Raw genomic sequence first — 26,226 nt, 5'->3', positions numbered from 1 at the left:
GTTTTGTCTATGCTTTTTAAACGTTTAAAACTTAGTTTTTCTTACTCCAAACATATTCGGGTATTGTTTGTTTTCGCTTTGCTAATTAGTTTAATTGGCTCGTTTACGGCGTTTTTTACCCAGTATCTTATCGATAGCGTTATTCCGTCGGGGGATATGCGATTTTTGCTAATCTTCTTAATGTTTTATGCTTGCTACGAAACTCTAAATTTGACTATCGGGTATTTGTCTAGAAGTTATCGAGTGGTGTTAGAAAAATTTCTCGATTACCATCATTTAGATAAGTATTTGGTGGCCTTACTTACGGCCAAAATCCCTGAATTAAACAGTTATAAGAAGGGCAGTTTGATTCAGAGGATTTATGATGCTCAGAATATCAAAAAGTATTATTTAACTTTGCAAGTTGATATCGCCGTTAGCTTTTTGACCATCTTTGTTCTTAGTTCGATTATTTTGTATATGAGCCCTCTGATAGGTTTGGTGATGGCTATCAGTTTGGGGTTGTTGGTGGTGATCTACCTTAAAGCCGTTCCTAAGACTGTTGAGTATGAAACCCAGCGTTTTCAAATTAAATCAGATTTTTTGTCTGTAGTCGATGATATTGTTGATGGGCGGGAAACTATCCGCGCTAATAATTATAAAAGTCAAGTCTTTAAACGATGTACTGCTCGTATGGAGGATTTTCTCAATCGTGAGCGGGATGTGTCATTTTTACAGCAAAAAATTCAAACTAGTACTTCTGTCGTCCGTACTGTTAGCAGTATTGCTATCCGAGCAATTGTGGTGATAAGTATTTTGTCTTTAAATAAGTTCACTTTAGGTGAAATGTTGACTTTAATGGCATTTTCTGAAATTTCGATGAAAACCACAATGCAAATATTGATGTCTTTTATGCAATTGAAGCGCACTAGTATAACTCTAAAGCGTTATCGGGAGTTTTTGGATAGTGTCAGTATCAATGAAAAGGAGTTGAATGATAAACCTGTTGAATGTCAGCCAATTGAGCAAGTAAGTGTTTGTGGTCTTAAGGTTGGGGTTAATGGTAAGGCTGTTTGTGATGTACCTGATACTACCTTTAAACTTAATCGAATTTATAAATTGGTTGGTGCTAATGGTGCAGGTAAAACGACTTTTTGTAAGTCGTTGGTCGGTTTGTTTGACCCCATTGATGGCGAATTTTCTTTTAAAATTGGCGAGCGTTTGGTTAACTCAAACCGTCGTATTAACCATTGTGCGGCGTACTTTCCCCATGACATTCTGTTTACTACTACGCTGTGGGAAAACATTACTTTAGGCCAAGCAATCGAACAAGAAACGGTCGTTGATTTACTTAAGAAAATAGGTCTATGGTCTGTAATTGCAGCTTTGCCGGAGCAATTGCATACGCAAATTAGTGATAGGGTGAATCCTTTTTCTGAGGGACAAAGACAGATTATCTTGTTTTTGAGGGTGTATTTGTCGAATAAGCCTATATTGGTGTTTGATGAGGTGTTTCGTGGTTTAGATAAGCACACTAGTAAGATTGTTGGTGAGCTTATTAATCAGAAAACAAACTGTATCATTCTTTATGTTGCCCATGATTTTACTATTGATAGTGAACGCAGTGAACTTCTGACGTTAACTAAACGTCTGTCGGATAGTAAACAGACTGATAAACGCAAGGATGTGGCATATGCATGAGGTCAATGACAATATTCACGGTGAATTGAGAAAAGCTCGCTCTAAGTTGTTAAAAGTGACTTTTTGGTTATTTTCTATTGCATTAGTGGCGTCATTGGCGGTAACGATTCAATTGCGAGTGGTGCTGGAAGAAGCGTTTATTTATATCGTTCCCGAACCTGTCCTTCATTATGCTGAGCGAGATATTATTATTGATCAATATCAGGTGCCTGATGGGAGTAAAGTGGTGTCCGATATGTCTATGTACCAAGCGGAAAATATTCAGCTTAAGGATCAGTTGGTTTTGCTTCGGCAAGAAGAGATCCGCGATCAAGTGCAAGCGCAGGCTTTAAAGCAGAAAATAGAGCAAACTCGAAGTTCGGTGGCTATGCTCAGTCAGTTTGAAGAGGTTGAAGTCAAAAGTATAAAGGCTGAGATTATCATGATCGAAGACCTGCTGGTTAGGTTGAAGCAAGAATTGACTTTACTTAATAAGGATTATCTTAAGCAATCGACCTTTGTCGAAGGAGTTACTAATTTAAGTCATATCTCTAAAGACCGCAAAATCCGCTATCAACAGGATTTATTCCATAAGCGAGCGGAAATCATTGAGATGGAGCAAGATATTCATCAACAACAGCTGAAATTGGCGCAATTAAAAAATCAACAAAGCCAACAACAGATAGGTTTAACCCGTCAGCGCGATATGGCGGTGACTTTATCTGTATTGGAAAACGAAGCTAAAGTGTTTGCCGATAGCCTAAAACTTAAAGAATTAGAGTTAGCGCAATTGGAAAAAAATCATAACCGCTTGCAGGGCAAGGCTGAAGTTGATGGCCGAGTTGAGTTTGAAAGTCTCAATGGCATTCGCAAAACCCAATATAGAAAAGGCGAATTGGTTTACACCATCTACCCTGAAGGACAGCACTTTGTTACCAAAGGTTATGTCGATGAAAAGCACATTCTCGATATCGCCTTGGGTAAAGAGGTTGAAGTTAAACTCAGCGCATATAATTATCTTAAGTATGGTTCTATTAAAGGAAAGGTTAAAACCATTATGGGAGTAAAGGATGGTCGTGCTGAAGTGATTATTGATATTGTGGATATGAAAGACTTTAAGTTAGTTCATGGTAATTCAACTCAAGCCTTTATTACCCTTGAAGGGGTAAAACTCTATGAGTATGTGTTTGGGATTTTCTTCCCGTATATCGTTTAATTTGTCATTGATAATAAGGAATAGTCCATGGATAAATATGTTTCTGATGCGCTTGAGCGCATCTTGGATGCGACACCTGTCCGCAATCAAGTATCTCAACAGGTTTGTGAGCATTTGCAAGAATACGGCCCTCTTATTAGTTCTGTATTGGGTCAGTCGGCTCAATACTTTTCGTCAAAGTGCATGGGATACCCATCAATTTGGTTTTTATTTCGTGTTTGCGATATTCCTCAAGAGCAATGGCCTGAGCGCATTGAAAGTGTGATGCAAAGTTTACTGTTTAGCTTGTCTACTAGTATCGCCGACGACTTTATTGATGGCGACGAAAGGGTCGGCGATAAAGATATGTATGTCTTTTACATCATGATGTTAGCAATTGCTGAAAGAAGCTGCGGTGAGAAAAGTCGTTTAGATAATATTAAGCAGACTTGTAAAGGACTCTACGACTCCATTATTCAAAGTAAAATAGCCCAAGCAAAGGGGGAAAATGGTGACGAATATGTTTCTACTGACCGCATCGGTAGTTTCTTCGCGATGATTGCCAGAGATTTTGTTGATGCTTTACCACAACAAAATGACCATAACCTCATTGAAGCGACCCGTTATTTCGGTCGTATTTGTTGTTTGATTGATGATGCCATTGATTTTACTAAAGATGTCGAAATCCAAGGTGAGAATATTATTTTTGAAGTTATGGATAAGGCGACTTTTGAGCAATCTAAATCTGACGTTCAAATCCGCATTAATGCTGCTTTGCAAGTTCTTGATAGGGAATACAGTACTTTGAGCAAACTGCTTGAAAGCATATGGAGTCAAGATTGTCAGCAGCAATTTGCTCAAATTCGTTTGGATATAGTTGATTACATTACTACTACTATGAATGCACAATAAGAGGACTTGAGGATGATTTTAATTGTATGTATGAAGTCCTGGGGAGAATTTGGGAATTTTCTGGCTGCTAAACAGTTGCAGGCGTTTTTGACTAAGACCTCGGGTCAGCTTGTGGATTTGATTGCTGGTGATGATTATATTGACAATTTTGTTCAAGTGGGTCAAGACATTAAGATGGCGGTAAAGAGTGCCGCTAATAGTGATGAAGTATTTGATAATTATTTGAATATTGTTACCCGTTTAGATCATAGGGTGGCTAAGCAAACCGAAGAGCAAGATTTTTCTGAATATTTGCCTTTGCTTGAGGCGATTGAACAGCGTAAACCTACGACCGTTATCTGCACTAAAGGTGTGGTGGCTCGTATGTTAGCAGCCCAGAAAATTAAGAAAATGCCGGAACAATTATATAACTATGTGACTAATCACGGTCACTTTAGTATGGATGTTCACCGTAGTGCAATTGATAGCGGTATGAAATATCTGACTCGTTTACCTGCTGCAACTGAATATCTGCGCGATATAGTGAAAGTGCCTGCAACACAAATTCATGATTTTGGTTATATCTCTTCGGTGCAAATGGAAAATTTAGCTGATACGCAGCAAGTTAGTGAATTGACAGATGTGATTTTGGTAAGTAATCGCGGTGGGCGTAAATATACATTGTTGTATCAAGAGTTGTTGAAAAACACCAATTTAAACCTTCATTATATTGTGATCAATGATGCTGAAGAGCTGGCGGTAGCTGAACAAAGCGCCCGTGATTATCCGGGCCGTGCAAAAGTCCTTGATGGTCTGCAACAAAAGGATTTTTTAGCTTTAGTGGCCGAACTTGGTAAAAAAGGCACTGTGTATGTTGGTAAAGGTAGTATTAATACATTGATCGAAGCTGTACTTGGTAAGCAACCTGTGTTGGGTTTGCGTTCTGGATTGCCAATGGAAGAGTGGGGAGCACAGTACCTTGAGCAGCATCAACTTGGTTGTATCAGAGATGATTGGAAAGATATTTACAACAAGATTGCTGAGTTGGTTGACTCGCCACAGGCTTATTGTGAACTAAGAACCAATGTATTGAAGTATTTGGCTGGTGATTCGATTAATTTAAGGCCTAACTTAGCGTGGTTACAACCACCTACCGAAGAGCAAAAAGTTCTCGGGCAAATAGGTCAGTGCAAGGTTCAACTGATTGCTGGTCTTGAAGCTAAAATGTCTGAGCATCAAGTTGAGATGACAGATAGCGCTAAGGCAATGATGAATATGTTTGTTGATGCTCAGTTGACTGACAAAGTTGTTACTTCACCAGAGGATTTGGTGTTGCTGTTGCAAAAGCTCAATATCGAACAGATTAGTCAAATGTATATTGAGGAGTTTGGAGCTTTGCGCCTGACCACTAATCGGACTGTGCGTTTATTAGCAATGATGCATGAACAATGGGTTGCGGCCAAACAAGCGCAGGAAGCAGCATCATGTTGATTATGGGGGTTCACTCAATAGGTCATGACTCGGCTGTTAGCTTTGTTGAAAATGGAGAATTGATTTGGTCGATTGAAACCGAGCGATTATCTCGGGTCAAACACGATGGAAAAATTCAAACTACCCTGGATTATCTAAAAGAGCATAAGGCCGATTTGTTGCAAAGGGTCGATGTGGTTTCTTTTAGTACTCACGTTAGCAATAAGGTCGCAAAAATCGATGATTTTGAAACGTTGAATCAAGGTATTGACCAGCATAACTTCTATTTTGAGTCTAAAACTCTGATTACAGGAAAGTCAGTTAAATGTTTTGTTGTTGCCCATGAAATGTGCCATGCAATGGTTGGCTTTCAATATGCTAAACCTGCGGAAAAACAGCTGTGTTTTGTTAATGAAGGGCGGGGGCATTTTTCACGTAATTGTGTGGTTCGTCGTGATGGCAAACAATTAACTATTACTCATTGCAATGAATTGCCTTGGTTTGGCTCTGGTATGGGTTGGACTTCTCTTGCGGTTATGATGGGCATAGAAAAATCTCCTTCAGCTGCAGGCAAAGTGATGGGTATGGCGGCATATGGTGAATATGAACCGAGATATGCTGAGATGATTTTGGCTGCACCACATAATCTTTATGATTATTCAGTAGTTGAAAGACCTAAGTTTTTAGCTAAGTTGTTTAAACAATATATAGGGCAACCGACGTTTAAAGTTAAGGCTAATTTGGCGGCGACTTTACAACAATTGTTCGCTCAGACAGTGGTTGAGCATGTTAGTCACATTGTTACTGATGAGGACCTCTCAGTTTCCATGTCTGGTGGTTGCGCATTGAATCTTATGGTGAATACTCTGCTGTGGCAGCGCTATGGTGAACGTTATTCTGTACCTCCTGTTTGCAATGACTCAGGTCAAAGTTTGGGAGCGGCGATATTTGCCCAGTTACAATTGAAAGGTCATTTACTTGAGCCTGTGTCTGTATATAGCTGTGGTGAAAGCTATACAGTTGAGCGTGACTGGCTTGAAAAGCAAGGTTTTATTGTCGAGGACTATACAGCGCAAAAATTAGCAAAATATCTACACAATCATGAGGTTGTTGCTTGGTATCAGGGTAAATCTGAGATGGGACCAAGAGCTTTGGGTAATCGTTCATTATTTGCAAGTTGTCAGGCTCATGGAATGAAAGATAGACTCAATCATATGGTTAAGTCTCGTGAATGGTATCGCCCTTTAGCGGCGATAGTTGCTGAAGAGTCTTTGGCTAAAATCACCAATGATATATTTCCGTCAAAATATATGTTGTTTAATTATGATATTGACTCGGACTTAATCCCAGAGGCTACTCATGTTGACGGCACGTCGCGTTTGCAAATCGTTAGCTCAACAGATAATGCTAAAGTTCATGAGTTATTACTAGCATATGAAAAGTTTAGTGGTGTTGGGGCGTTGATTAATACTTCTCTTAATGGTCGTGGCAAGCCAATTTGTTTGACACCAGAAGATGTAATCAATGATTTTGCCGACAGAGATGTTGATGTTTATGTATTTGGTGATTTGATTGCAAGGAGGGGGCATTTTGTTTGAGTGCGAATATGATTTTAATCAAAAGCGGCAACATTATCTAGATAATGGTGTTGTTGGTTTCGAAAAATTAATAGGTGAAGATTTGCTTGAAAGACTTGAAGCTTGTTTTGACCGTATTATTGAAGGTAATTATCTAACAGGTGCGCCACCGACTAATCGCACTCATATGCCAAATGACTCATACGATAATTTGACCAGAATTTCTTGTCCGGCAATTGCAGATCCGCAAATGGTCAGCTTATTAATGGAAGCTGGAATTGGGGTTGTGGCCAATGCATTAAGCGAGAGTGATTTTGTTCAGGCTTGGGGTATTCAATTGATTAATAAGGTGCCCGGCGAGGGGCCTGAGTTTAATATCGGCTGGCATCAAGATGGACAATATTCTCCTTGGTTATTTGAAGGAGATTGGATCACCGCTCACATTACTTTATCTGATGTTAATGAAGATGATGCGCCAGTATTGTATATTGAAGATTCACATCATTTGCCGACTTTCAAACAAGGTTTACATAAAGGACAAATTACTGGGCAGGCCTTTAAGGCTGATTTGTATGAGCATGGCTTGGTATTAGCTGAGCGTTTAAATGTACCTTGGAAGGTTAAGTATCATACTTCTAAGCGCGGTGATGTTAATTTTCATCACAGTCGTTTAATTCACGCTTCGGACAATCTACGCAGTGGTAAAACCCGTAAGACCTTTAGTATTCATATGCGTACTAGCCATAACCCGTTGGTGATCAACGAACCGTTTTTAATTCGGAATAATCCGCCACAAACTAGTTATTACTTGGACTTTGCCGATCAATTGATGTGTCCGGTAATTCATGGTGTTGCTACTGATTTGGTCGGTTTTGCTGCGCCTAAACAAACATTTGAGGAACTAAACCGTGTTTGATAAATACTATGATATGTCTGCTCATCAAAAGCAATTGAATGATACTGGCTTGGTAAAATTTGAAGGGCTACTTAACGAGCAAATGCTAGATAAGCTAGAGGCTTGTTATGACCGTATTATGGCTGGTGAATATGTTAGTGGTAATCCGCCACCTCGTCGTACTCACCCTCCGAAAGATTCAGAAAAATACCTTACTCGTGTTTCTTATCCTACTGTGGCAGATCCTGCTTTGGTTGGTTTATTGATGGAAGCTGGGATTGGGGTATTGTCTAGTCGCTTGATGAATAGTGATTTTGCTCAGGCATTTTTTATTCACTTGGTTAACAAAGTGCCCGGTGAAGGTTTAGAGTACAACATAAGTTGGCATCAAGACGGTCAATACGGTAAACATTTGTTTAGTGGTCACTGGATTACAGCTCATATCGCTCTTGAAGATGTTAACAGTGATGATGCGCCAATTCTTTATGTTGAAAATTCTCACCGACTTGAGCCGCTGAATAAGCGCGAAGTGTCTGGATTCAGTTTCCGTAAACCGTTGGATGAATTGGGACAGCAGTTTGCCCAAAAGACAGGTATTAAGTGGAATGTGGTGGAATATCTATCTAAGCGTGGTGATGTGACTTTTCATGATAGTCGTTTGATCCATGCCACTGATAATTTACTCTCAGGTCGTACCCGTAAAACTTTTGTATTGCATTTGCGTTTTGAGCATAACAAGTTGCTGTTTAGCGATCCTATTCATGTTACAAACGAGCCGCCACAACCGAATTTTTATGTTGATATAGCCGATTCGATCATGTGTCCAGTTTTACACGGTGTTGCGACAGATTTACCAGAGCGTCGGTTAAAGGCTGGATAAATTTGGTTTAAACGGATGAAAATAGTCTATTTTCTCGAAAGATTTCCGGAGCTGAGTGAAACCTTTATTCGCCAAGAAATATTGGGTTTGTTGCAGCAGGGGATTAGCGTTCGAGTGGTCACAGTAGCTTGTTCAGAACAGAGTAATCATGTGGATTTGGCTAACGAGCATCCGCTGTTGGCTCGGTGTGAAGTCGATGTTATTGGTGAGCAAGATTTAGTTTATTCAAAAGGGCGTATGCTTCGTTGGTTATTACACCCTTATTCTCAAGGTAAGTTTAAACAGCGCTGGGATAATTTAAATGCTAAACATTACCGCACTAAGTTACTGTATAAAATTGTTTCAGGTCCTAAGCGTATTGCAGCTGATGAGATTGTCATCACTCATTTTGGGGGAGCAGGCGTTATGGCGGCACAGTTAAAGCAGTTTGGCTATATACAAGGGCCGTTAGTTAGTGTTTTACATGCCTATGAACTTACTAAGCTTCCAGCGTTTAAAGATTTAACACCACATTATCATAAGTTATTTACTCAAGCGGATAAGGTGTTATCGGTCTGCCGTTTTATGCAAGATAAGATCACGTCTTTGGGCTGTGCGCGAGAGAAAGTTGATGTTATGCATATGGGAGTGAATATTGAACAACTAGCTCAATTGGCTGAGTACCATAAAATGGATGCGGGGTTATTGCGTGTCCTGTTTGTTGGTCGCCTGACTCAAAAGAAGGGGATACTGGATGCTCTTGAAGCTTTGGCCAGAGTTTCTAATCGAGTCAATTTTCATTTTGATATTGTCGGTGATGGCGAGTTAAACCTAATTTGTGAAAATTCGGTTAGAGAACTAGAACTTGAGGATCGAGTGACATTACACGGTGCTTTGGCCCATCACAAAACTTTGCAGCTTATGGCGCAAACTGATGTTTTGTTGTTGCCTTCTAAGACTGCGGATAACGGTGATATGGAAGGGGTGCCAGTAGTGTTGATGGAAGCTATGGCCATGAAAAAAGTTGTGTTGTCGAGTTTTCATTCGGGGATTGGTGAGTTGGTCGATGATGGTGAGAATGGTTTTTTGGTTGCAGAAGGTGATATTGAAGGGCTTTCGTTGAAGATTGAACTAATAGCTAATTTTACATCTGATATGCGTCTTCATATTGGGCAACAGGCTGTAGCTAAAGTTAGTCAATTATTTAACCAAGGCAAGCAATCTCATGCCTTGGCTAGTTTATTGCGAGAATTATGATGCAGTACGATATTGTTTTTATTTCATATGATGAGCTGTGTGCTGAGGATAACTGGCTAAATTTACGCAGACGTTTTCCAAAAGTTAAGCGGGTTCATGGTGTTGATGGTATTCTCAATGCGCATAAATTAGCAGCTCAAGCGGTTAGTGGTGAGTGGTTTTTTGTTGTTGATGGTGATAATAAAATTCATTCTGAGTTTGATTTTGCCTTACCTGAATCACAGTTGTGTGACGACACCACTTATGTTTGGCGTTGTATCAATTCGGTCAATGGGTTGTGTTATGGCAATGGTGGGGTAAAACTGTTTAATAAACGAGTTTTTGCTACGGTCGATGAGTTTTGGGGCGATATGACAATGTCGCTAAGTAAGCGATACAAGCCAGTGGATGTGGTTGCTTCTACCACTATTATTAATGCTAGCGCTTTTCATGCGTGGCGTGCAGCGTTTCGCGAGTCGGTTAAATTGAGTGTGCCGCGAAAGCGAGTGCGGGAAGAATTTATACGTCAACAACGCTTAGGACAGTGGTCCAATGTTAAAGAGGATGTTGAATATGCGCAATGGGTTGCACGGGGTTGTGTTGAAGGTATAGAGTTTTATCGTCAATGTAGTGCAACAGGAGAAGATCACGCTAGCTTCATTAACAACTTTAATTGGTTGCAACAGCGCTTTAATGAAAAATATTCCGAGGATCAAAGATGAAGAAGCTTGCTAACATACTGCTGATATTGGCATTGGTTGGTACAGTCATTGTTGGTTTTTTTAAAAGCCCTGAGTTTCAATTGCGCCACCAAGGTGATGTTGTTGCTTATCGTGGCGGTGGTTTGGTAGTGGACTATCTTAAACTCAAGCAAACTGGTTGTATGGCTCAAAGTATTACGGCAAGTGAAAGTGGTTTAATCGAAAACACGCTGGCGGCGGTTGAGCAACAAATCAAAAACGGTGTACGTAATATTCATTTGAATGTGCAGTTAACTCGTGATAACCGTTTGGTGGCGTTTCATGATAATGACTTGAGCTGTGCTACTGATGGTGAAGGTAAAGTTCACCAATTGACTTGGGAGCAAATAAAAGATTTAGATGCTGGCTACGGTTATACCCTAGATGGCGGCAAAACTTTTCCTTATCGCAATCAAGGATTAAGAATAGCTTTGTTAGAGACTTTAGTTACAGATCCAGATGTTACTTACTGGTTGAATCTAAAAACCACCGCTAAACGTGCATCGCGTATTTTGTTGGAGTTTATCGATACTTTAGAGCCTCAAATGCAGCAACAAATTGTACATATCGGCAATGCTCAGGTTGTGGATTATATTCATAGCCTCAATCCGCAAGTGAACAGTATTACCCAACGGGATTTAAAGACTTGTCTGATTGATTACGCGCTGGTTGGTTGGAGTGAGTCTTATCCTAATTCGTGTAAAAACCGCATCATTATTGTGTCACCTGAATTTGCTGAATACTTGTGGGGATGGCCTGAACAGTTTGCTGCCAGAGCGCAACAGCATGGTAGCCGAGTTTATTTATGGACTAAACATCAAAGCTATCAACACAGTGATAATTTGTTGCTGCATGGTATTGGTTTAATTAGTGGCAACGCGCCTGCTGCTTTGTCCCAAGGTAGTTTATAGCTAGTTGTATTGTGATGCATAAGGTAGCCATAGGAATTCCAACTTATCAACGGCCAAAGTCGTTGTTACGTTTGCTTGATTCAATTAATCAACTGAAATTTTCTGCACAATTTTGTGTTTTTGTCGTGGACAATGATAATCACAGTCAATCAGCAGTTAATTTGTTGGCTAGCAGGTTAGCCGATTATCGTTTTACTTTGCATACCCGTGCCGTTGCGCCTGCCAATATTTCTGTAGCTCGCAATATGTTGTTGCAGATGGTATTTGAAGAACATGACTTTAGTGTCATTGCTATGGTAGATGATGATGAAATAGTAGATTGTGATTGGCTTAACCAGTTGGTTAATTGTCAATTGCAAAGCGAAGCGGATATTGTCCAGGGTAATACACTTCCTAACTTTTTAGTTAAGGTTGAACCTTGGATGAGTCAAGTGCCTTTTTTCTATCGCCATCAATTGATGAGCAGTCATGATTCAATGGCGTTGAGTTCTTGCAATATTTTGATAACTAAGGCTATTTATCAAAAGATGCACGGGCAATTGTTCGATCTGCAATTTGGCATTTCAGGTGGTGAGGATACCGACTTTTTCCATCGGGCTAAAGCTTTAGGTGCTAAGTTTGCCTATGAGGGTAAGGCTTTGGCTTATGAAGATTATGATCAACTAAGAGCAACTAAAAGTTGGGTGCGTAAGCGTAGTTTTAGAGTCGGCCAAACTAATGTCAAAATTTTTCATCAAAATCGCAGTGGCTTCATTTTTAGCTTAAAAATTTTCGCCAGATTTTTGGTTAATTTAGTTAGATTGGCGCTGCTGTGTTGGCATCCTGCACACTCTATCCGTTATCAAATGAAAATTTGCCGCCAGTGGGGGATGTTGCTGGCCGCCTGTGGAAGTAGCTAATCAATGTCTTTTTTATTTAATCAAATGCGTAAGCTCATTGGGAAAACTTGGCAAGCTGATTTTAGCCGTTTTGATGCTCAAGTTGAATTCATCCGCGAAGGTGATACTGCCCAATTGAGTTTTTTACTACCTTTGGTATTGCCAAATGATAATATTGCCGCGTTTTATCGTTGTGTTTGTCAAGTGTGTGAACAATTGAATTCACAGCTTGAAAGTGGGTTGATCTCTAGTGCTCAGTTGATTTTAGGCATTCAGGGAAATTGGCAACAAAGTGTATACCAGCAAATCATTGCTGATTTATGCGCTAAATTGGCTAAATCTAATGTACATGTGGCACTGATAAAGCAAAATAAAGCCAATAAAATCGCTATGATCAAAAGAGCAATTAAATGTGCTAAAGAAAAACAAAGTGAATTATTTGGTTGGTGTGATGGTGATTTGCTGTTGTCTGACAATATTATGGAAACATTAATTGGTAGTATTTATGTGCGACACAATTGCATCGTAGGTCCAGTGCATGTTCAAGTTAAAAATCCGCAAGATTTTATTGAGCAGCGTTACTTAAAACTTCCAAGGACTAAACCAAATAAATATCCCCAAGGCTGTGTGCTGTTTAAGCTCAATGCTGTTGAGCATGACTTTGATGAAAGAGATATCAGTGATGATGGCTATCTAACATTTGCCAATCTGTGTTTGGATGGTCAACCTATGAATGGAATACAGGTTATTGAAGCGGCCAAAATTTATTATTTGACCGATTTGAATCTTAAACAAAAGTTAATTCGTTTTCGCCGTATCAGTCTTAGTCATATGATCTTATTGCATAAGTTCGATAAGACTAAAGCTAAATATATTTATCACAATATTATGTTTGCACCATTGTTTGCACGGCCTTTGAAGTTTAATCGTCAACTGGTTGTAAAGTCTTTACTCTATTTTGGTTATTTGTTAGTGACTTTTGAATTGCTTTTAAGAGTGCTGATAGACAAACCGTTAAAACGAATTGTGTGGTCTGCTTCATCTGGTGGTGACGAATGAGCCGTATCAGTATTGCTATTCCTCATTATAATCAACCTCATTTGATTAGTAGGGCTATTGAGTCATTGTCTTTGACGTGTCTTAAAGATATTCAATTATTGGTAATGGACGATGCCTCATCAGATGATGTCTTTGCTCAGTTGCAACAGCAGTTAGATAAAACTAAACAACTAAGCAAACATCCTATTCGTTTGTTTCGTGCCAGTAAAAATGTTGGTACTTATCGGATGAAAAATGCCATTATCCAGCAGTTGGATACTGAATATTTGGCCTTTCACGATGCTGATGACTTCAGTGTGGCTATGCGTTTAGACCGTTTATATGATGGGATGAGAGACAGCAATATCGATATACTGGGCTCTGCTTATATGGAAGTCATGTCGGATTTAGATAAAGGCGATAGTTATTACATTAAACGGTTTTATAAGATGCCTTATCTTGCCCATAAAGTGGGGATTAAATACATCAGTTATCAACCCTCTCAATTAGTGCGCTTTAGCTGTTTTGACACTTTAGGTGGATTTGATGGTTCTACTCGAATTGGTGCGGACGATGAGTTTACCTTACGTGCTGTACATTGCAAAAAGGTGCGTAATTTAAGTGAGCCTCTCTATGTAAAAATAGAACAAGCTAAGTCGTTGACTACCGATGAGACGACTGGCTATCAATCGCCTATACGTGCAGCTTATAAACAGAAAATGGCCGATTTGCGTAAGAAAATTAAAACGGGCTTAAGCCAAGAGTGTTATCGCAATACGCCTAATGATGAAGATTTTAGTTTGAAGGAATTTTAAAAGGGATACATATGACAACAGGAATTTCTACAACACAACTCAAAGATGCCTGCGAACAAGGGTTGGCTTATTTGCGTCAGCAACAAAAAGCCAATGGAGCAATTACAGCTGCTAATTACGGCACTTTTGATGTTTGGGAAACTATTGAAGCGGCTATGGCTATCACTTTGTGGACTGAGCAGGAAAGTTTGCAAAATGATGCAGTGCTAAGTGCCGCTATGGCGTTTTTGGCCAGTAGCGAAACTGATGATGGTATGGTGCCAGACTCAGCAAAACGTACGGATTTATATTGCATTGAGACTTCCAGTGAATATCTGCAATTATTAAAGACCTTGCTAGAACGCCAATTTCCTCAGCGCACCGATGTGATAAATCAAGCGCAATATATCTGTGAGAAACAACTTAATGATGGTCGTTGGAGAATCGAAAATCCGGCGGTAAGCGAAGATGTACAGCACTTGCCTAGTGTCACCGCTTTTGCCATGTTGGCTTTGCTTAGGGTTGATACTGAGCCTAAATATTTTTTACAAGCACTGACATTTTTAACTGAAGGACAGTTGGCTAATGGTACTTGGGGTCAACATTGGCAATATTATGAAACGCCGTTTTATCTGATGGCTCCAATTTGCGAGTTGTTGCAGCGCTTAAATGATAATGGCCGTTTTGATAGTTATCTTGCTAAAGCGCAACGTTTTGTTTTATCTGAGCAACAAAGTGATGGACGTCTGGTTAGTGGCCAAACTGATGGTGAAAATCAGATCAGTGAGTCTTTGCATACGGTATTGGGGCTAAAAACTTTATTGGCGACGGGCATTCAATTAGATGATCCTAACGTTCAAAAAGCCCTTAAATGGTTGCTTAGCCAACAAAGTGAAAACGGTTGCTGGCATGGTGGGGTATTTCCTCATCCGAATGTCAAAATCAAGAAAAATGAAGACGTTTTTTGTAGTGCTCAGGTGCTGATCATGTTGAATCAATATTGGCAGTTGAGCCAAGGCTATAAGGTATAGCGGATGTCTGCTGTTGTATTGTGTTCTGATTGTTTTAACAATCCGGGTTTGAAAAGATATGTTGAGGAATTGTTTGTCGCTGATTTAGCTGGGTGCCCTCATTGCGATTCGACTGAAGGCCATTGTTTAAGTGGCGCTATGGTTATTGAATTGGCTGATAAGTGCTTTTTGCACGGGGAAATAGCTAAGGCTGCTTATTACAATGATAAGAATATAGAGCGCAATAAACAGCAAAAGTTGTCAAGCAGTCTGGGGAAAACCCTGAAACAGGATATATTGTGCATTGAAAATGCCATTAATGATGCCTATTTGGAGAATACTGATTCCCAGATACTACTGCGAGCGTTAGAGAGTTATCCGGTTCGGGTTTTAACCCCATCAGATCAATTTTACCGTATAAGAGTATCGCCAGAGCAGCCACAAAATTCAGCAGAATATGATAGCCCTCCAGATGAATTGTTGGGTTCGGGACGACTTGATTCGGATAACATGCCTGTCATGTATGCATCGCAAAATCTTCAGATATGTATTCATGAGTGCCGGGCGGCGGCAAATGATAGCCTTTTTGTTGCGACATTGCGCCCGACGTCACATTTAAAATTGCTGGATTTGACTTGTATTGCAGCCGAACCGCTGCAAAAAGCTTTGCATATGGTATTTATGTTTAGTCGTTTTTCTTATCCTCTGACTCGCAGAATTGCGGTGTTGGCTAAACAGGCTGGTTTTGATGGCATTATCTATCCGGCTACATCTACTATTCTGGCAAAAATCGATCCTAAGGCTAAACAACAAAATAATTCGAAGGTGGTAGAGAATATTGCCATGTTCGGCAGGCCCATACTCGACTCATTGGTCGAAGTGGTAACTATAGAAGCAATAACATCGAGTAACCAACTTTAGGGAAAATGAAGATGGGTTTAGAATTAGTGAATCAAAAATTCGATGCAGAAATCGAAAAACTTAAACAAGACGATGAAGTGCTTGCTGTGATGGGCTACGGCTCATATTTTAAAGGCAGATTTAAATCTGGCAGCGATATTGATTTGATTTTGATACGCGATGGCGAAGATATTTCATATAAAAAGAAAGTGTTTAATGAAGGGTTGGAATTTGAATTTCGTTATGTGACTGAAGATTTCTTACTTGAACTGCTTAGCCGAAGACATGGTCCTACCATCAAACATATGTTGGAAGCCACTATTGTGTCAGATCCAAACGGTATAGCTGAAAAACTAAAGCAATACGCTATAGATATTACTGCCAAGTCTATTGATGAGACCTTTCCTCATGATGCCAGACGGGAAAAAGCGCTGGTGATTGAAAGCCTGCATCGCAAAATCCATCAGGTTAAAGATCATCCCGGCTTTTTTGAATTTGCTTGTTCAAAACTATTGCTTAATTTGGCTGACGCTTTTATTCGTCTGCATTGTCATTGGGGGCTACAGGGCTTTCGCGAATCAGCAAGACAACTCAAAGCGATAGATCCTAAAGTGCACCAGCAATTTGAATCTGCTATGGCACCTAATCCTCAAGAGCTGAGAATGGAAAACATTGATGCCTTGTATCATTTGGTGATTGATGCTCTTGGCGGTGTGGTGGCAGTGAAAGAGTCGGTGCTGTCTATGGGCGTTGAACAGGTGATCAATACCATTGAAAATTAAGGGATGATGTGATGGCTTTTTTTAAAAGTATAAAGCAACGGCAATTGTTGGTGACCAATAAAAAGGTGATGTATACCAGCTTAACGTGCGCGCAAACTCTTGAAGAGATTGACTTGGCCCAATTTAAGGCGCTGTTCGATGAAGGTTGGCCTATATTGCAACTGGTTAGAAATCCGGTGGATAGGGTCGTTTCTTTTTATAAAGATAAAATTATCGATGCTGGTAGACGTAATGATAATGGCAAAATTCAAATTCAAAATTGCCAATATATGTTGTTGGCCATGATGCAAATGGAACTTAGTTTAGAAACCACAGTAGCCGATATTTTGGCTGGATTGCGGGCGGTGCGTTTTGATGTTTTTGCTTTAAAAATGTTACCTCATTTGTATCCTCATACTAAACACTTAACTCCACAATATGCGATTTTGCCTGAAGAAATTCGAGAGGCTTTGAATGATAACAATTATCGTGTGGTAAAGATGGAAGATAGTGAACAATTGTCCAAGGAGTTGACGCCGCTTGGTGTTGATGTCGGAGTGATACACAATCAATCGAAAGTAAATACTCAAGTTGAGCTTGAGGAGCGTGTGAGTGTGTTTATCAAGAACCTCTATACTCAGGATTATGGAGAATATCAATATGAGTGATATTAATCCTCAGTTACTTTTAGTAGATGAAAATGATCAAGTTATTGGTCATCAGAGTAAATTGGCGGCCCATTTGGGTGAAGGTCAATTACATCGGGCTTACTCGGTATTTATTTTTAATCGTCAAGGGCAGTTGTTATTGCAACAAAGGGCTGCGCCAAAACCACTTTGGCCGGGAAGTTGGTCTAATTCTTGTTGTTCTCATCCGTCAGTGGGTGTTGCTATTAAAGATTCTGCTCAGTGCCGTGTTCAAATGGAGTTAGGCTTAGAGGCATCAGTGGAATACTTGTATAAGTTCTTGTATCGCGCTAAATATTTGGATGTTGGTCATGAGCATGAGTTGTGTCACGTGTTTTGGGCTATTTGCGATGATTTGCCCAAACCAAATACCGATGAAGTGGCTGCATATCAGTATATTGATATTGATGGTGTCGCCGATTTTATTGCTGCTAATGAACAGCAAGTGACTCCTTGGTTTAAGATGGAATGGGCTTATTTGCAAGTTCATCATCTTGAGGCTATTAAACAACAATTATTCGGTGAGTTATCGCCATGTTAAACACAATTAGACGTGTCATTGGTGAAGTTTATCAATATGATGCGCCGAAAAATGGTTATCAAATAGAGTGGGGAGGAGTTGCTGAGTCTGCACAGTTAACTGTTTTAGTGCCTTGTTTACTTACTAGCGATAGTCTTATTGATTTGTATAAAACGCTTGAAAGTTTGTTTGCAGAAGTCGAGTTGGTGCTAGAAAAGAAAATTTGCTCAGATGTGCAGCTGGTCGTGGCTGCACAATATCATCCTGCTCATCAGCATGAAAGTGATATTTACATTGAATTGTTGCAAGGGTTATTGGCATCGAAGTCGATTGTAGGCCTAACTACATTACTCATTAGTATGGATTATCCAAATAAAATTGATGCGATAAATACTGCTGTGGAATTGGCACGTCAAGCTGGCTCATTGTTTTTCTGTTGGTGTGACGATGATATTAAAGTGTCTTCTGGAAGCTTGGGTATGTTGGTGGACAAAATTAAGTCGGATGATTGCCATCTTGCAGGCTGCCGTAAGGTGTTGATTGAGCAAAAAGGCCAAACCCTATGGAGTAGCATCCGAAATTCACATAATAAGGTTAATAAATATCCGCAAGCATATTTAGCGTTTAAATTAGATAAAATTGATCACCAATTCGATTCAGGGGTTATTAGTGATGATACCTATCTTACATTCGCTAATATTTTTATTGATGCCGAACCTATGAATAAAATTGCTATTGTTGAGCAGGCTGTGGGGGAGTTTCAATCGGGGGCGACACCCTTGTCTAATCTAAAACGCTTGCGTCGTTTGGTTCTGAGCAATTTTATTGTGTTATCTAGAGTGGATGAAAGCTCTGCAAAATACGCATTTAATCAGATTATTTTTAAAGAATTGATGGATAAATCCCATCATAGCACTGCTAAAACTCGTTTGATAAAACGTTGCTTATATGGTTTATATGGGCTGTTTCTAGCCGAGATCACTGTAAGATATTGGTTGAAAAAACCAATTCGGCAAGTTGGGTGGTATGGTCATTCTGGTAAAAGGCGGCCCACTTAAGTTTTATTTGCTATGGATATTATTGTAATGAACGAGAGTCAATCCATTGTGTTATTGGTTATTGTGCTGGTATCGCTATTTATTTTTAGCTGGTGGTATAGGCTGCGAGGCTCTGTTGTCCAAGTCAAACAGAGTCGATTACTTAAACAGCTTACACAGCGTTTAGGTACTCAATTGAATTGGTCGCGACTTGAGTTGCATTTAATTGAGCAGGCTCATCCGCAATTGACAGAACAAATTGGTAATATTAATAAGACTGATTTTGAGCTGTTTTTCCGTCGTACATTCGGCTCTGGCTATTTGTATGAGTTCCATTCAATAGAGCCTGATCGCAATGCAGTGACCGTTACCAGTCGTTATAGCCCTGAACAATTGCAGAAGATGAAACTCTACGCTGAACAAACGGGCAGAGCTAAGACTGAATGGGAGTTTGTTCGAACGTTACTGGGTTTGATTAAGTTTCATTTTGGTCGGCCTTATTTGCTAAAACCTAATGACAAAATCAAAGCGTATGGTGTAGAAGTTTTTAGGCCTAATCATCCATTAGATCACGGTATTCGCCAAGGTCGTTTGTCTGGAGATATTATTCGCTTGGTGGGTAAGTACCCTGATGAGTTCCGACAAGATATTGTTCAATTGGTTGCGGCTCAAACAGACCTGTGTAAGTTTATCCGCCAAATGCAATTTACGGGGGCATTTCAGCGCTCGGGACGCGAAAGTGAGGGGAATGTTGCTGAAAACTATCAAGCTTATGCCCGTGCTGATGTTGGCTTTTTTCGTCAGGCTGCACGATATTCAAGTTTATTTGATGATCAACTACAAATAGATGATTTTGCCAACGCTTTGACTGCTGCTTGTGATTATCTTGCTGAGCCTCATGTGATGGGTGATATAATGGCAGCGGCCCATATGTTGGATTTACAAAGAATTGGTTTGTATGGTGAAAAAGATAGCATTATTGCTGCTCAATTACTTAATGCTAATACACAATTAATGCATAATAGTGCGAATAAGGGAGGTACTGGTGGCTCACAAGTAATCAGGGAACTTAGACAGTTAACTGACTGCTACTTGGTTAATAATGGTATTTTGGGTTTTTATCGTTTTGAGAAGAAATGGTATATGCAAAACAATGATTTAGATTTAATGGCGCAAGCTGTGGTATTGGACTATTCAAAACCGTTGCCAGTATATTCACCGAGAACGAAAAAAGTTGGGAAATTGGTAAAAGCTAGTCGTAAAATATTTAAAAGATTGAAAAAATATTAGTCAAAAAACTTACCAAATATTATAAGTGAAAATTTAATTTCGCAGTAAGTATACCCGAATTCAGATAATAATTGATAACTGTAATATTATTCCTTTCAAAATCTGATAAATAAAACTTTACAAAACTCGTGGTCAAATAAAAGTTTTTATTCGGTGTTACGCATTAAATTAAATTAAATTAAACCAATGAGTTATGGGTTGTACCTATTAAGCCCGATTAACAATATGAAGTGGGCATGGCCTGTCACGCCGGGGTTGCGGCGGTTCGACGCTTCGATTCGAATCCCGACCACTGGGCTTGCTTGCATTTTCTCTTCTAAGCGAGCTTCCTTTACAAAAATCCAAAAAGCTCATTTACTTTAGCCCTTCCTTTGTCATCGCAATCAAACAGCTCACTTTTCAACATAAGCTTATAATAATGTCGACATAACTTTGCCTGTTGTGGCAAAGTGGCAGGCTCAGTTGGTTAGCTCTTGTCTTAGATAACTAGGCCTAAGACGATTATCTACGCGCCGTACTCATTGCAACTTTCATATCCTCTAAGCAAAACACGATTAACTTAAAGCGTAAACCATGGTTACTTTTTAACTCGTCTCTTTTCTAGCGATCTACTTGCGATCTGTCTTTATTTAAATATACTGTATGTATAAACAGTGTTTGGTGATGTATGGCGAATTATATAGATCTTCTTGAGCGTAAAAACTTGCTTTGGCGTGGGCGTGGAAAGGCCGTGCAGCATGATGTCGTCAGTACTCGCTTTGCTGCACTTGATGATGTGCTGTGTGGTGGTTGGCCGCAACAAGGTGTGATTGGTGTAAAAACTGCAATGGGAATAGGGGAGTTAAGGTTGATATTGCCCCACTTTGCGGATGATAACCGTTTGAAGGTATTAATTAATCCACCAGGACAAATACATGCCGCGGCATTGCATTATTTATCGTTAGACCTGAGTGAATTTATGATATTGCAGCCACCAAGTGAAAAAGAAGCACTGTGGGCTGCGGAGCAGTGTGTAAAAAGTGGTGCGTGTAGTGCGCTTGTACTTTGGCACGAAGCGCTTTCTATTGCCGCTGTAAAGCGTTTGCAGCTAGGTGCACAGACGGGAGGTTGTAGGTTATTTGTTTTACATCAAGCACAGTACGCTCAAACTCTACCATTTACGCTTTCAGTGGCTTTACAAGCACAGCACAGCGGCTTGGATGTGATAGTGAAGAAGCACAAGGGGCACTTGGCACATCGTAGTCTTAAACTAGAAAACCCCCACTATTGGCCAGAGCTTGAAAAGCCAAATCTACCTCATGTTAGCGATAATATAGTTGCATTTACAGGCTATGAGCGGCGTTTAACGAGCTAGTTATGTGGTTATATCTCTATTTTCCTATGCTGCAACTAGAGGGAATGACAAAGCGAACGGTTTCTGGTGATTTTGTTACACCCGTTGTTATTATTGATGGCCGCAAAAACCAGATAGTGCAGCTCAATGATGCAGCGCAGCAGCGAGGTATAAAAATAGGAATGGGCCTTGGGACTGCTTGTGCATTGTGTACACAGCTTCATGTTTTGCCCTACGACGACCTTCTAGAAAGACAGCAGCTATTAGAAATTGCCAATACGCTTTATCAAGTAAGTGCAGATATTGTAATCGATGAACCTAATGGCCTTGTGCTTAAAGTCGATTCTATGCTGTCGCTCTATCATGATTTGCCAAGTTACTGGCAAGTAATATCTGGACAATTAGCGCAACTTGGCAAGAGTTATTATTACGGCATGGGTGAGTCCACAATAATGGCTAAGCTCTTAGCGCGAGAGCATTGCAATGCGCTTATGTTAACGCAGTGCCAAAAGCGTCATTACTTGGGGAAGATAGGATTAACACGTACAAGTCTAGACAGTCAAGTGATTGAGTTGCTTGCTCGCACCGGAGTTAAAAACGTGGCGCAGTTAGAGCTGTTTTCACTCAGTGAACTGGCCAAACGTTTTGATACTGAACTCGTACATTATGTAGGCTGCTTGTTTGGAAAACTAAAGGAAACCCTTAACTATTACCAACCTGCGGAAACCTTTGAGCTTACTGCACCTTTACTTTACGAAGTCGAAGTAATGGCTTGGTTAGAAAAGCCAATCGAGCATTTGCTATCGCGTTTAGCGTTATTCCTACAGCAACGTAACTTAGTAACTCGAACGCTTTATTTTACCTTAGCACTTCGAGATAAAGAGGCTTTAGAGATCACATTAAACAGCGCGGAGCCTGAATATAAGGCGGCAAATTGGCAGCGCTTGTTAAACCTCAAGCTAGAATCCATAACCTTAGATGCACCCGTACAAAGTGTTTCACTCAAAGCTGATGCACTAGAAGCGCAGCATGCCACAATAAAAGATCTCTTCTCAACGCAGCAAAGTGCGATGTCTGCGCAAGGACTGCGGGCTATTCTATGTGCTAAGCTCGGTGAGCAGGCAGTGCAAGGTTTACAACTTACAGGCGATCCTCGTCCTGAAAAGGCCAGCACTTATAGCCACGAGCCACATTTCACGACACTCAAGAGTAAATTAAGACCTACTATCCTATTTTCGAAGCCACAGCTGTTATGTGAAAGAGTCAATATTATTTCTGGTCCAGAGCGTATCGCTTCGGGGTGGTGGGACGGTGAGCCGGTCCAGCGAGATTATTTTATTGTACAAAATGAACAAGCGCAGCGGTTATGGGTATTTCGAGAGCAAAATAATCATTGGTATATTCATGGAGTATTTAGCTAATGTCTTATGCCGAGCTTTTTTGCCAGAGCAACTTTTCATTTTTGACTGGCGCATCGCGACCAGAAGAGTTGGTCAAACAAGCAGATTTTTTAGGTTATAGCGCAATAGGCATTACTGACGAATGCTCTTTGGCTGGTATTGTCCGTGCTCATGCTTATATTCGAGATCATAAACTCAAGATAAAACTGATAGTTGGGAGTTTACTGAAGTACAACAATATTGAGTTGGTTGCTCTTTGTCCTTGCCAGCTCGCTTATACAGAGTTATGTCGAGTGATCAGTAATGCTCGCCAGCGAATGGAGAAGGGACAATATCAGCTTAGTGAGTGGGATATTATGTCGCTTAAGCATGTCTTATTGTTGTGGTTGCCAAAGGGAAACAGTCAAGATGTTCAGTCATTGCAATGGCTGTGTAAATACCACCAAAATAGAATATGGATTGGCTACCGACGTAACTTGAGTGCAAAAGATGTACATTATTTTACCCATTGTGTAAAACTGTCAAAAGCTTACCAAATACCTATTTGCGCTGTTGGTGGGGTGCTTATGCACTGCTCGTCTAGACTTGCGCTACAGCATACACTGACAGCCATTCGACAGAATCGTGTGATAAGCGAGATCCCTGAGAAAATGATTAGCAATAGCGAGTCGGCACTTAGATCTATCTCTAAGCTTAATAAGTTGTTTTCACCTACCTTTCTTGAAGAAAGTGCCAATATCGCGAAGCGATGTGTATTTAATTTAGACTCATTGCATTATCAATATCCTCAGGAGTTAGTGCCTAAAGGTTTTACTCCAATGACTTATTTACGCGCGTTGGTCGAAAAGGGTAAACAAGTTCGCTTTCCTGATGGCGTGCCGCCAGATATAGAAGCCATTATTGATAAAGAGCTAGCGCTTATCGAAGCGCTTGATTATCCGTTTTTCTTTATCACTATTCATGACATTGTGATGTATGCCAAACAGCATCAAATCTTATACCAAGGGCGAGGCTCAGCCGCTAACTCTGTGGTCTGTTATTGCTTAGAGATAACCGCGGTTGACCCTCGGCAAGTGGGTGTATTGTTCGAGCGTTTTATTAGTAAAGAGCGTAATGAGCCACCCGATATAGATGTGGATTTTGAACACCAACGTCGTGAAGAGGTGATCCAATATATCTACAAAAAATATGGTCGTAAACGCGCAGCATTAGCAGCAACGGTGATCACGTATCGTTTAAAAAGTGCCATGCGTGATGTTGGCAAAGCCTTGGGCATTGAAATGGCGCAAATAGAGTACTTTATTAAGCATCTCAACCGCCGTGATAAAGGACTTAACTGGCAGGCCCAATTAGTGGAGTTAGGGTTAGAGCCAAACTCATTAAAAGGTCAGCATTTTATTCAGTTGGTTAATGACATTATGGGGTTTCCAAGGCATTTATCGCAGCATGTTGGTGGTTTTGTTATCTCAGAAAGCCCATTACATGAATTAGTGCCCGTAGAAAATGCAGCTATGCCAGAGCGCACCATTATTCAATGGGATAAAGATGACCTTGAAACCCTTAAGTTACTCAAAGTCGATATCTTGGCCTTGGGTATGCTAAGCGCTATCCGTAAGTGTTTTGGCTATATTGCAGCGCATACGAAGCGAAATCTGGATCTTGCCCAATTGACTCGTATGCAAGACGACCCTTTGGTCTATAAGATGTTGCAAAAAGGGGATAGTGTTGGCGTGTTTCAAGTAGAGTCTCGTGCACAAATGAGTATGTTGCCAAGGCTGAAACCCGCGAATTACTACGACTTAGTGATCCAAATAGCGATTGTACGTCCCGGCCCTATTCAAGGGGATATGGTGCATCCATTTTTAAAGCGACGGGATGGTGAAGAGCAAGTGACTTATCCATCCGAAGCGGTTAAATCGGTATTAGAGAGGACAATGGGGGTTCCTATTTTCCAAGAACAAGTGATAAAACTGGCTATGGTTGCTGCTGGGTTCACTGGAGGAGAAGCGGATAGCCTACGCCGAGCCATGGCGTCATGGAAAAAAACCGGGGAGCTAATGCAGTTTAGAGAAAAGCTTATTCGAGGCATGCTGGATCGGGGCTATGAAGCACAATTTGCTGAGCGGATTTTTGAGCAGATCTGCGGCTTTGGTGAATATGGTTTTCCTGAAAGTCACTCAGCTTCTTTTGCAGTGCTGGCTTATGCCTCTGCGTGGTTGAAATACTACTACCCCGCAATGTTTTATACCGCTCTACTCAATAGCTTTCCTATGGGGTTTTATTCGGCTTCACAGCTGTTGCAAGATGCATCAAGGCATGAGGTTAGCATTTTACCTATCTGTGTTAACCAGTCCGATTACGAACATCAAGTCGTACAAGAGCCAAGACAAGCAACGTTTGCGATCCGGTTAGGATTTCAGCTTATAAAAGGGTTAAGTGAAGAAGAAGCACTGCAATTATTACAATGCAGACCTCAAGAGGGGTTTGGGAATATCGTGCAGTTACAGCAAGCTGGTATTACTAACAGCACTATTGAAAAGCTGATTTCCGCGGATGCTTTACATCACTTTGTAGATAGCCGTTATGCGGCTAGGTGGTCACTTGCAGATCAAAGTAAAACCTTGCCACTATTCAGTGATATTGAAGAGAAAGAATCGCAATATAGTCACTTTAGCGCCACAGAGTTTGAAAACTTACAGGAAGATTATAATAGCACTAAGGTCTCTTTACGCACTCACCCAATCAAGCAACTTGAGCAAGCAAAGCTTATAGACCGAACGGTTAAGGCTAATGAACTGCTTTATCGACCGCATAAATCGTTAGTAACAGTGATAGGATTGGTGACAGGAAAGCAAGCCCCGGGTACCGCAAAAGGCGTGACCTTTTTTACTTTGGAAGACGAAACAGGCAACATCAATGTAATTGTGTGGTCTGGTACTGCTCGAGCACAAAAGCAAGCCTATATGGGCGCACAGCTATTAGAAATAAAGGGTATAGTAGAGAAAGAGGGTGAAGTGGTACATGTTATTGCTGGTAGGTTAATCGATAGAAGTGAATTACTAGCAGCGATGACAATTAAGGCTCGCGCTTTTCATTAATTGCTTGTGAGGTGTTCGGCCTTTCGTAAATGCGTATAAGGTTTAAAT

Annotated in this window: 23 protein-coding genes; all 23 read left to right on the top strand. The window is 40.4% G+C overall.

Annotated features, from left to right (window positions below):
• Positions 1 to 9: 9 nt before the first annotated feature.
• The 23 genes from ABMY45_RS02575 to ABMY45_RS02465 all read left to right on the top strand — a co-directional run bounded on the left by ABMY45_RS02575 (position 10) and on the right by ABMY45_RS02465 (position 26,178).
• Positions 10 to 1,680: an ABC transporter ATP-binding protein gene (locus ABMY45_RS02575; protein WP_102057209.1), complete on the top strand. Its 1,671-nt coding sequence runs from the start codon at positions 10 to 12 to the stop codon at positions 1,678 to 1,680.
• A complete protein-coding gene (locus ABMY45_RS02570; protein ID WP_010606642.1) occupies positions 1,673 to 2,875 on the top strand; it encodes a hypothetical protein in 1,203 nt (400 codons plus the stop codon). The genes ABMY45_RS02575 and ABMY45_RS02570 overlap by 8 nt, the downstream gene beginning before the upstream one ends.
• Positions 2,876 to 2,902: 27 nt before the next feature.
• Entirely contained in the window at positions 2,903 to 3,766 is an 864-nt protein-coding gene (locus ABMY45_RS02565) for a hypothetical protein (protein WP_102057208.1), read from the top strand.
• Between the two features lie 12 nt (positions 3,767 to 3,778).
• Positions 3,779 to 5,236, top strand: coding sequence for a hypothetical protein (locus ABMY45_RS02560; RefSeq protein ID WP_029215871.1), 1,458 nt, complete (start codon positions 3,779 to 3,781; stop codon positions 5,234 to 5,236).
• On the top strand, positions 5,230 to 6,813 hold the full coding sequence (locus ABMY45_RS02555; protein WP_158299122.1) for a carbamoyltransferase C-terminal domain-containing protein: 1,584 nt from the start codon (positions 5,230 to 5,232) through the stop codon (positions 6,811 to 6,813). Before ABMY45_RS02560 ends, ABMY45_RS02555 begins: the two co-directional genes overlap by 7 nt.
• On the top strand, positions 6,806 to 7,708 hold the full coding sequence (locus tag ABMY45_RS02550) for a phytanoyl-CoA dioxygenase family protein (protein ID WP_349288349.1): 903 nt from the start codon (positions 6,806 to 6,808) through the stop codon (positions 7,706 to 7,708). Before ABMY45_RS02555 ends, ABMY45_RS02550 begins: the two co-directional genes overlap by 8 nt.
• Complete coding sequence (locus ABMY45_RS02545; RefSeq protein WP_102057204.1) at positions 7,701 to 8,567, top strand: phytanoyl-CoA dioxygenase family protein; 867 nt, start codon at positions 7,701 to 7,703, stop codon at positions 8,565 to 8,567. Before ABMY45_RS02550 ends, ABMY45_RS02545 begins: the two co-directional genes overlap by 8 nt.
• A gap of 15 nt (positions 8,568 to 8,582) precedes the next feature.
• Positions 8,583 to 9,803: a glycosyltransferase gene (locus ABMY45_RS02540; protein ID WP_102057203.1), complete on the top strand. Its 1,221-nt coding sequence runs from the start codon at positions 8,583 to 8,585 to the stop codon at positions 9,801 to 9,803.
• Positions 9,800 to 10,504: a hypothetical protein gene (locus tag ABMY45_RS02535; RefSeq protein ID WP_010606649.1), complete on the top strand. Its 705-nt coding sequence runs from the start codon at positions 9,800 to 9,802 to the stop codon at positions 10,502 to 10,504. The genes ABMY45_RS02540 and ABMY45_RS02535 overlap by 4 nt, the downstream gene beginning before the upstream one ends.
• Positions 10,501 to 11,433, top strand: coding sequence for a glycerophosphodiester phosphodiesterase family protein (locus ABMY45_RS02530; RefSeq protein ID WP_010606650.1), 933 nt, complete (start codon positions 10,501 to 10,503; stop codon positions 11,431 to 11,433). The genes ABMY45_RS02535 and ABMY45_RS02530 overlap by 4 nt, the downstream gene beginning before the upstream one ends.
• Before the next feature lie 14 nt (positions 11,434 to 11,447).
• Complete coding sequence (locus ABMY45_RS02525) at positions 11,448 to 12,332, top strand: glycosyltransferase (RefSeq protein ID WP_010606651.1); 885 nt, start codon at positions 11,448 to 11,450, stop codon at positions 12,330 to 12,332.
• 3 nt (positions 12,333 to 12,335) lie between these two features.
• Complete coding sequence (locus tag ABMY45_RS02520) at positions 12,336 to 13,370, top strand: hypothetical protein (protein WP_349288348.1); 1,035 nt, start codon at positions 12,336 to 12,338, stop codon at positions 13,368 to 13,370.
• On the top strand, positions 13,367 to 14,164 hold the full coding sequence (locus ABMY45_RS02515; RefSeq protein ID WP_010606653.1) for a glycosyltransferase family A protein: 798 nt from the start codon (positions 13,367 to 13,369) through the stop codon (positions 14,162 to 14,164). The genes ABMY45_RS02520 and ABMY45_RS02515 overlap by 4 nt, the downstream gene beginning before the upstream one ends.
• 11 nt (positions 14,165 to 14,175) lie before the next feature.
• Positions 14,176 to 15,174, top strand: coding sequence for a terpene cyclase/mutase family protein (locus ABMY45_RS02510; protein ID WP_206473381.1), 999 nt, complete (start codon positions 14,176 to 14,178; stop codon positions 15,172 to 15,174).
• Between the two features lie 3 nt (positions 15,175 to 15,177).
• Positions 15,178 to 16,074, top strand: a complete 897-nt coding sequence (locus tag ABMY45_RS02505; RefSeq protein WP_010606655.1) for an RES family NAD+ phosphorylase — start codon at positions 15,178 to 15,180, stop codon at positions 16,072 to 16,074.
• An 11-nt stretch (positions 16,075 to 16,085) separates the two neighbouring features.
• Complete coding sequence (locus ABMY45_RS02500; protein ID WP_010606656.1) at positions 16,086 to 16,835, top strand: nucleotidyltransferase domain-containing protein; 750 nt, start codon at positions 16,086 to 16,088, stop codon at positions 16,833 to 16,835.
• Between the two features lie 11 nt (positions 16,836 to 16,846).
• Positions 16,847 to 17,482, top strand: coding sequence for a sulfotransferase family 2 domain-containing protein (locus ABMY45_RS02495; protein ID WP_102057198.1), 636 nt, complete (start codon positions 16,847 to 16,849; stop codon positions 17,480 to 17,482).
• Positions 17,475 to 18,041 carry an isopentenyl-diphosphate Delta-isomerase gene (gene idi / locus ABMY45_RS02490; protein WP_010606658.1) on the top strand — a complete coding sequence of 189 codons (567 nt, stop codon included), beginning with the start codon at positions 17,475 to 17,477 and terminating at the stop codon, positions 18,039 to 18,041. The genes ABMY45_RS02495 and idi overlap by 8 nt, the downstream gene beginning before the upstream one ends.
• Complete coding sequence (locus ABMY45_RS02485; RefSeq protein WP_206473388.1) at positions 18,035 to 19,078, top strand: hypothetical protein; 1,044 nt, start codon at positions 18,035 to 18,037, stop codon at positions 19,076 to 19,078. Before idi ends, ABMY45_RS02485 begins: the two co-directional genes overlap by 7 nt.
• A gap of 225 nt (positions 19,079 to 19,303) precedes the next feature.
• Entirely contained in the window at positions 19,304 to 20,347 is a 1,044-nt protein-coding gene (locus ABMY45_RS02480) for a SidE phosphodiesterase domain-containing protein (RefSeq protein ID WP_349288347.1), read from the top strand.
• Between the two features lie 667 nt (positions 20,348 to 21,014).
• Positions 21,015 to 21,701: a translesion DNA synthesis-associated protein ImuA gene (gene imuA, locus ABMY45_RS02475; RefSeq protein WP_174169974.1), complete on the top strand. Its 687-nt coding sequence runs from the start codon at positions 21,015 to 21,017 to the stop codon at positions 21,699 to 21,701.
• 2 nt (positions 21,702 to 21,703) lie between these two features.
• Positions 21,704 to 23,101 (top strand): DNA polymerase Y family protein, encoded by a 1,398-nt coding sequence (locus ABMY45_RS02470; protein WP_174169975.1) that lies wholly within the window; start codon positions 21,704 to 21,706, stop codon positions 23,099 to 23,101.
• A complete protein-coding gene (locus ABMY45_RS02465) occupies positions 23,101 to 26,178 on the top strand; it encodes an error-prone DNA polymerase (protein WP_349288346.1) in 3,078 nt (1,025 codons plus the stop codon). Before ABMY45_RS02470 ends, ABMY45_RS02465 begins: the two co-directional genes overlap by 1 nt.
• Positions 26,179 to 26,226 lie beyond the last annotated feature (48 nt).

Source organism: Pseudoalteromonas sp. XMcav11-Q (assembly GCF_040104525.1).
Classification (GTDB): domain Bacteria; phylum Pseudomonadota; class Gammaproteobacteria; order Enterobacterales; family Alteromonadaceae; genus Pseudoalteromonas.
The sequence above is the reverse complement of the archived record's forward strand: the minus strand, read 5'-3'. Positions and strand labels throughout refer to the sequence as shown.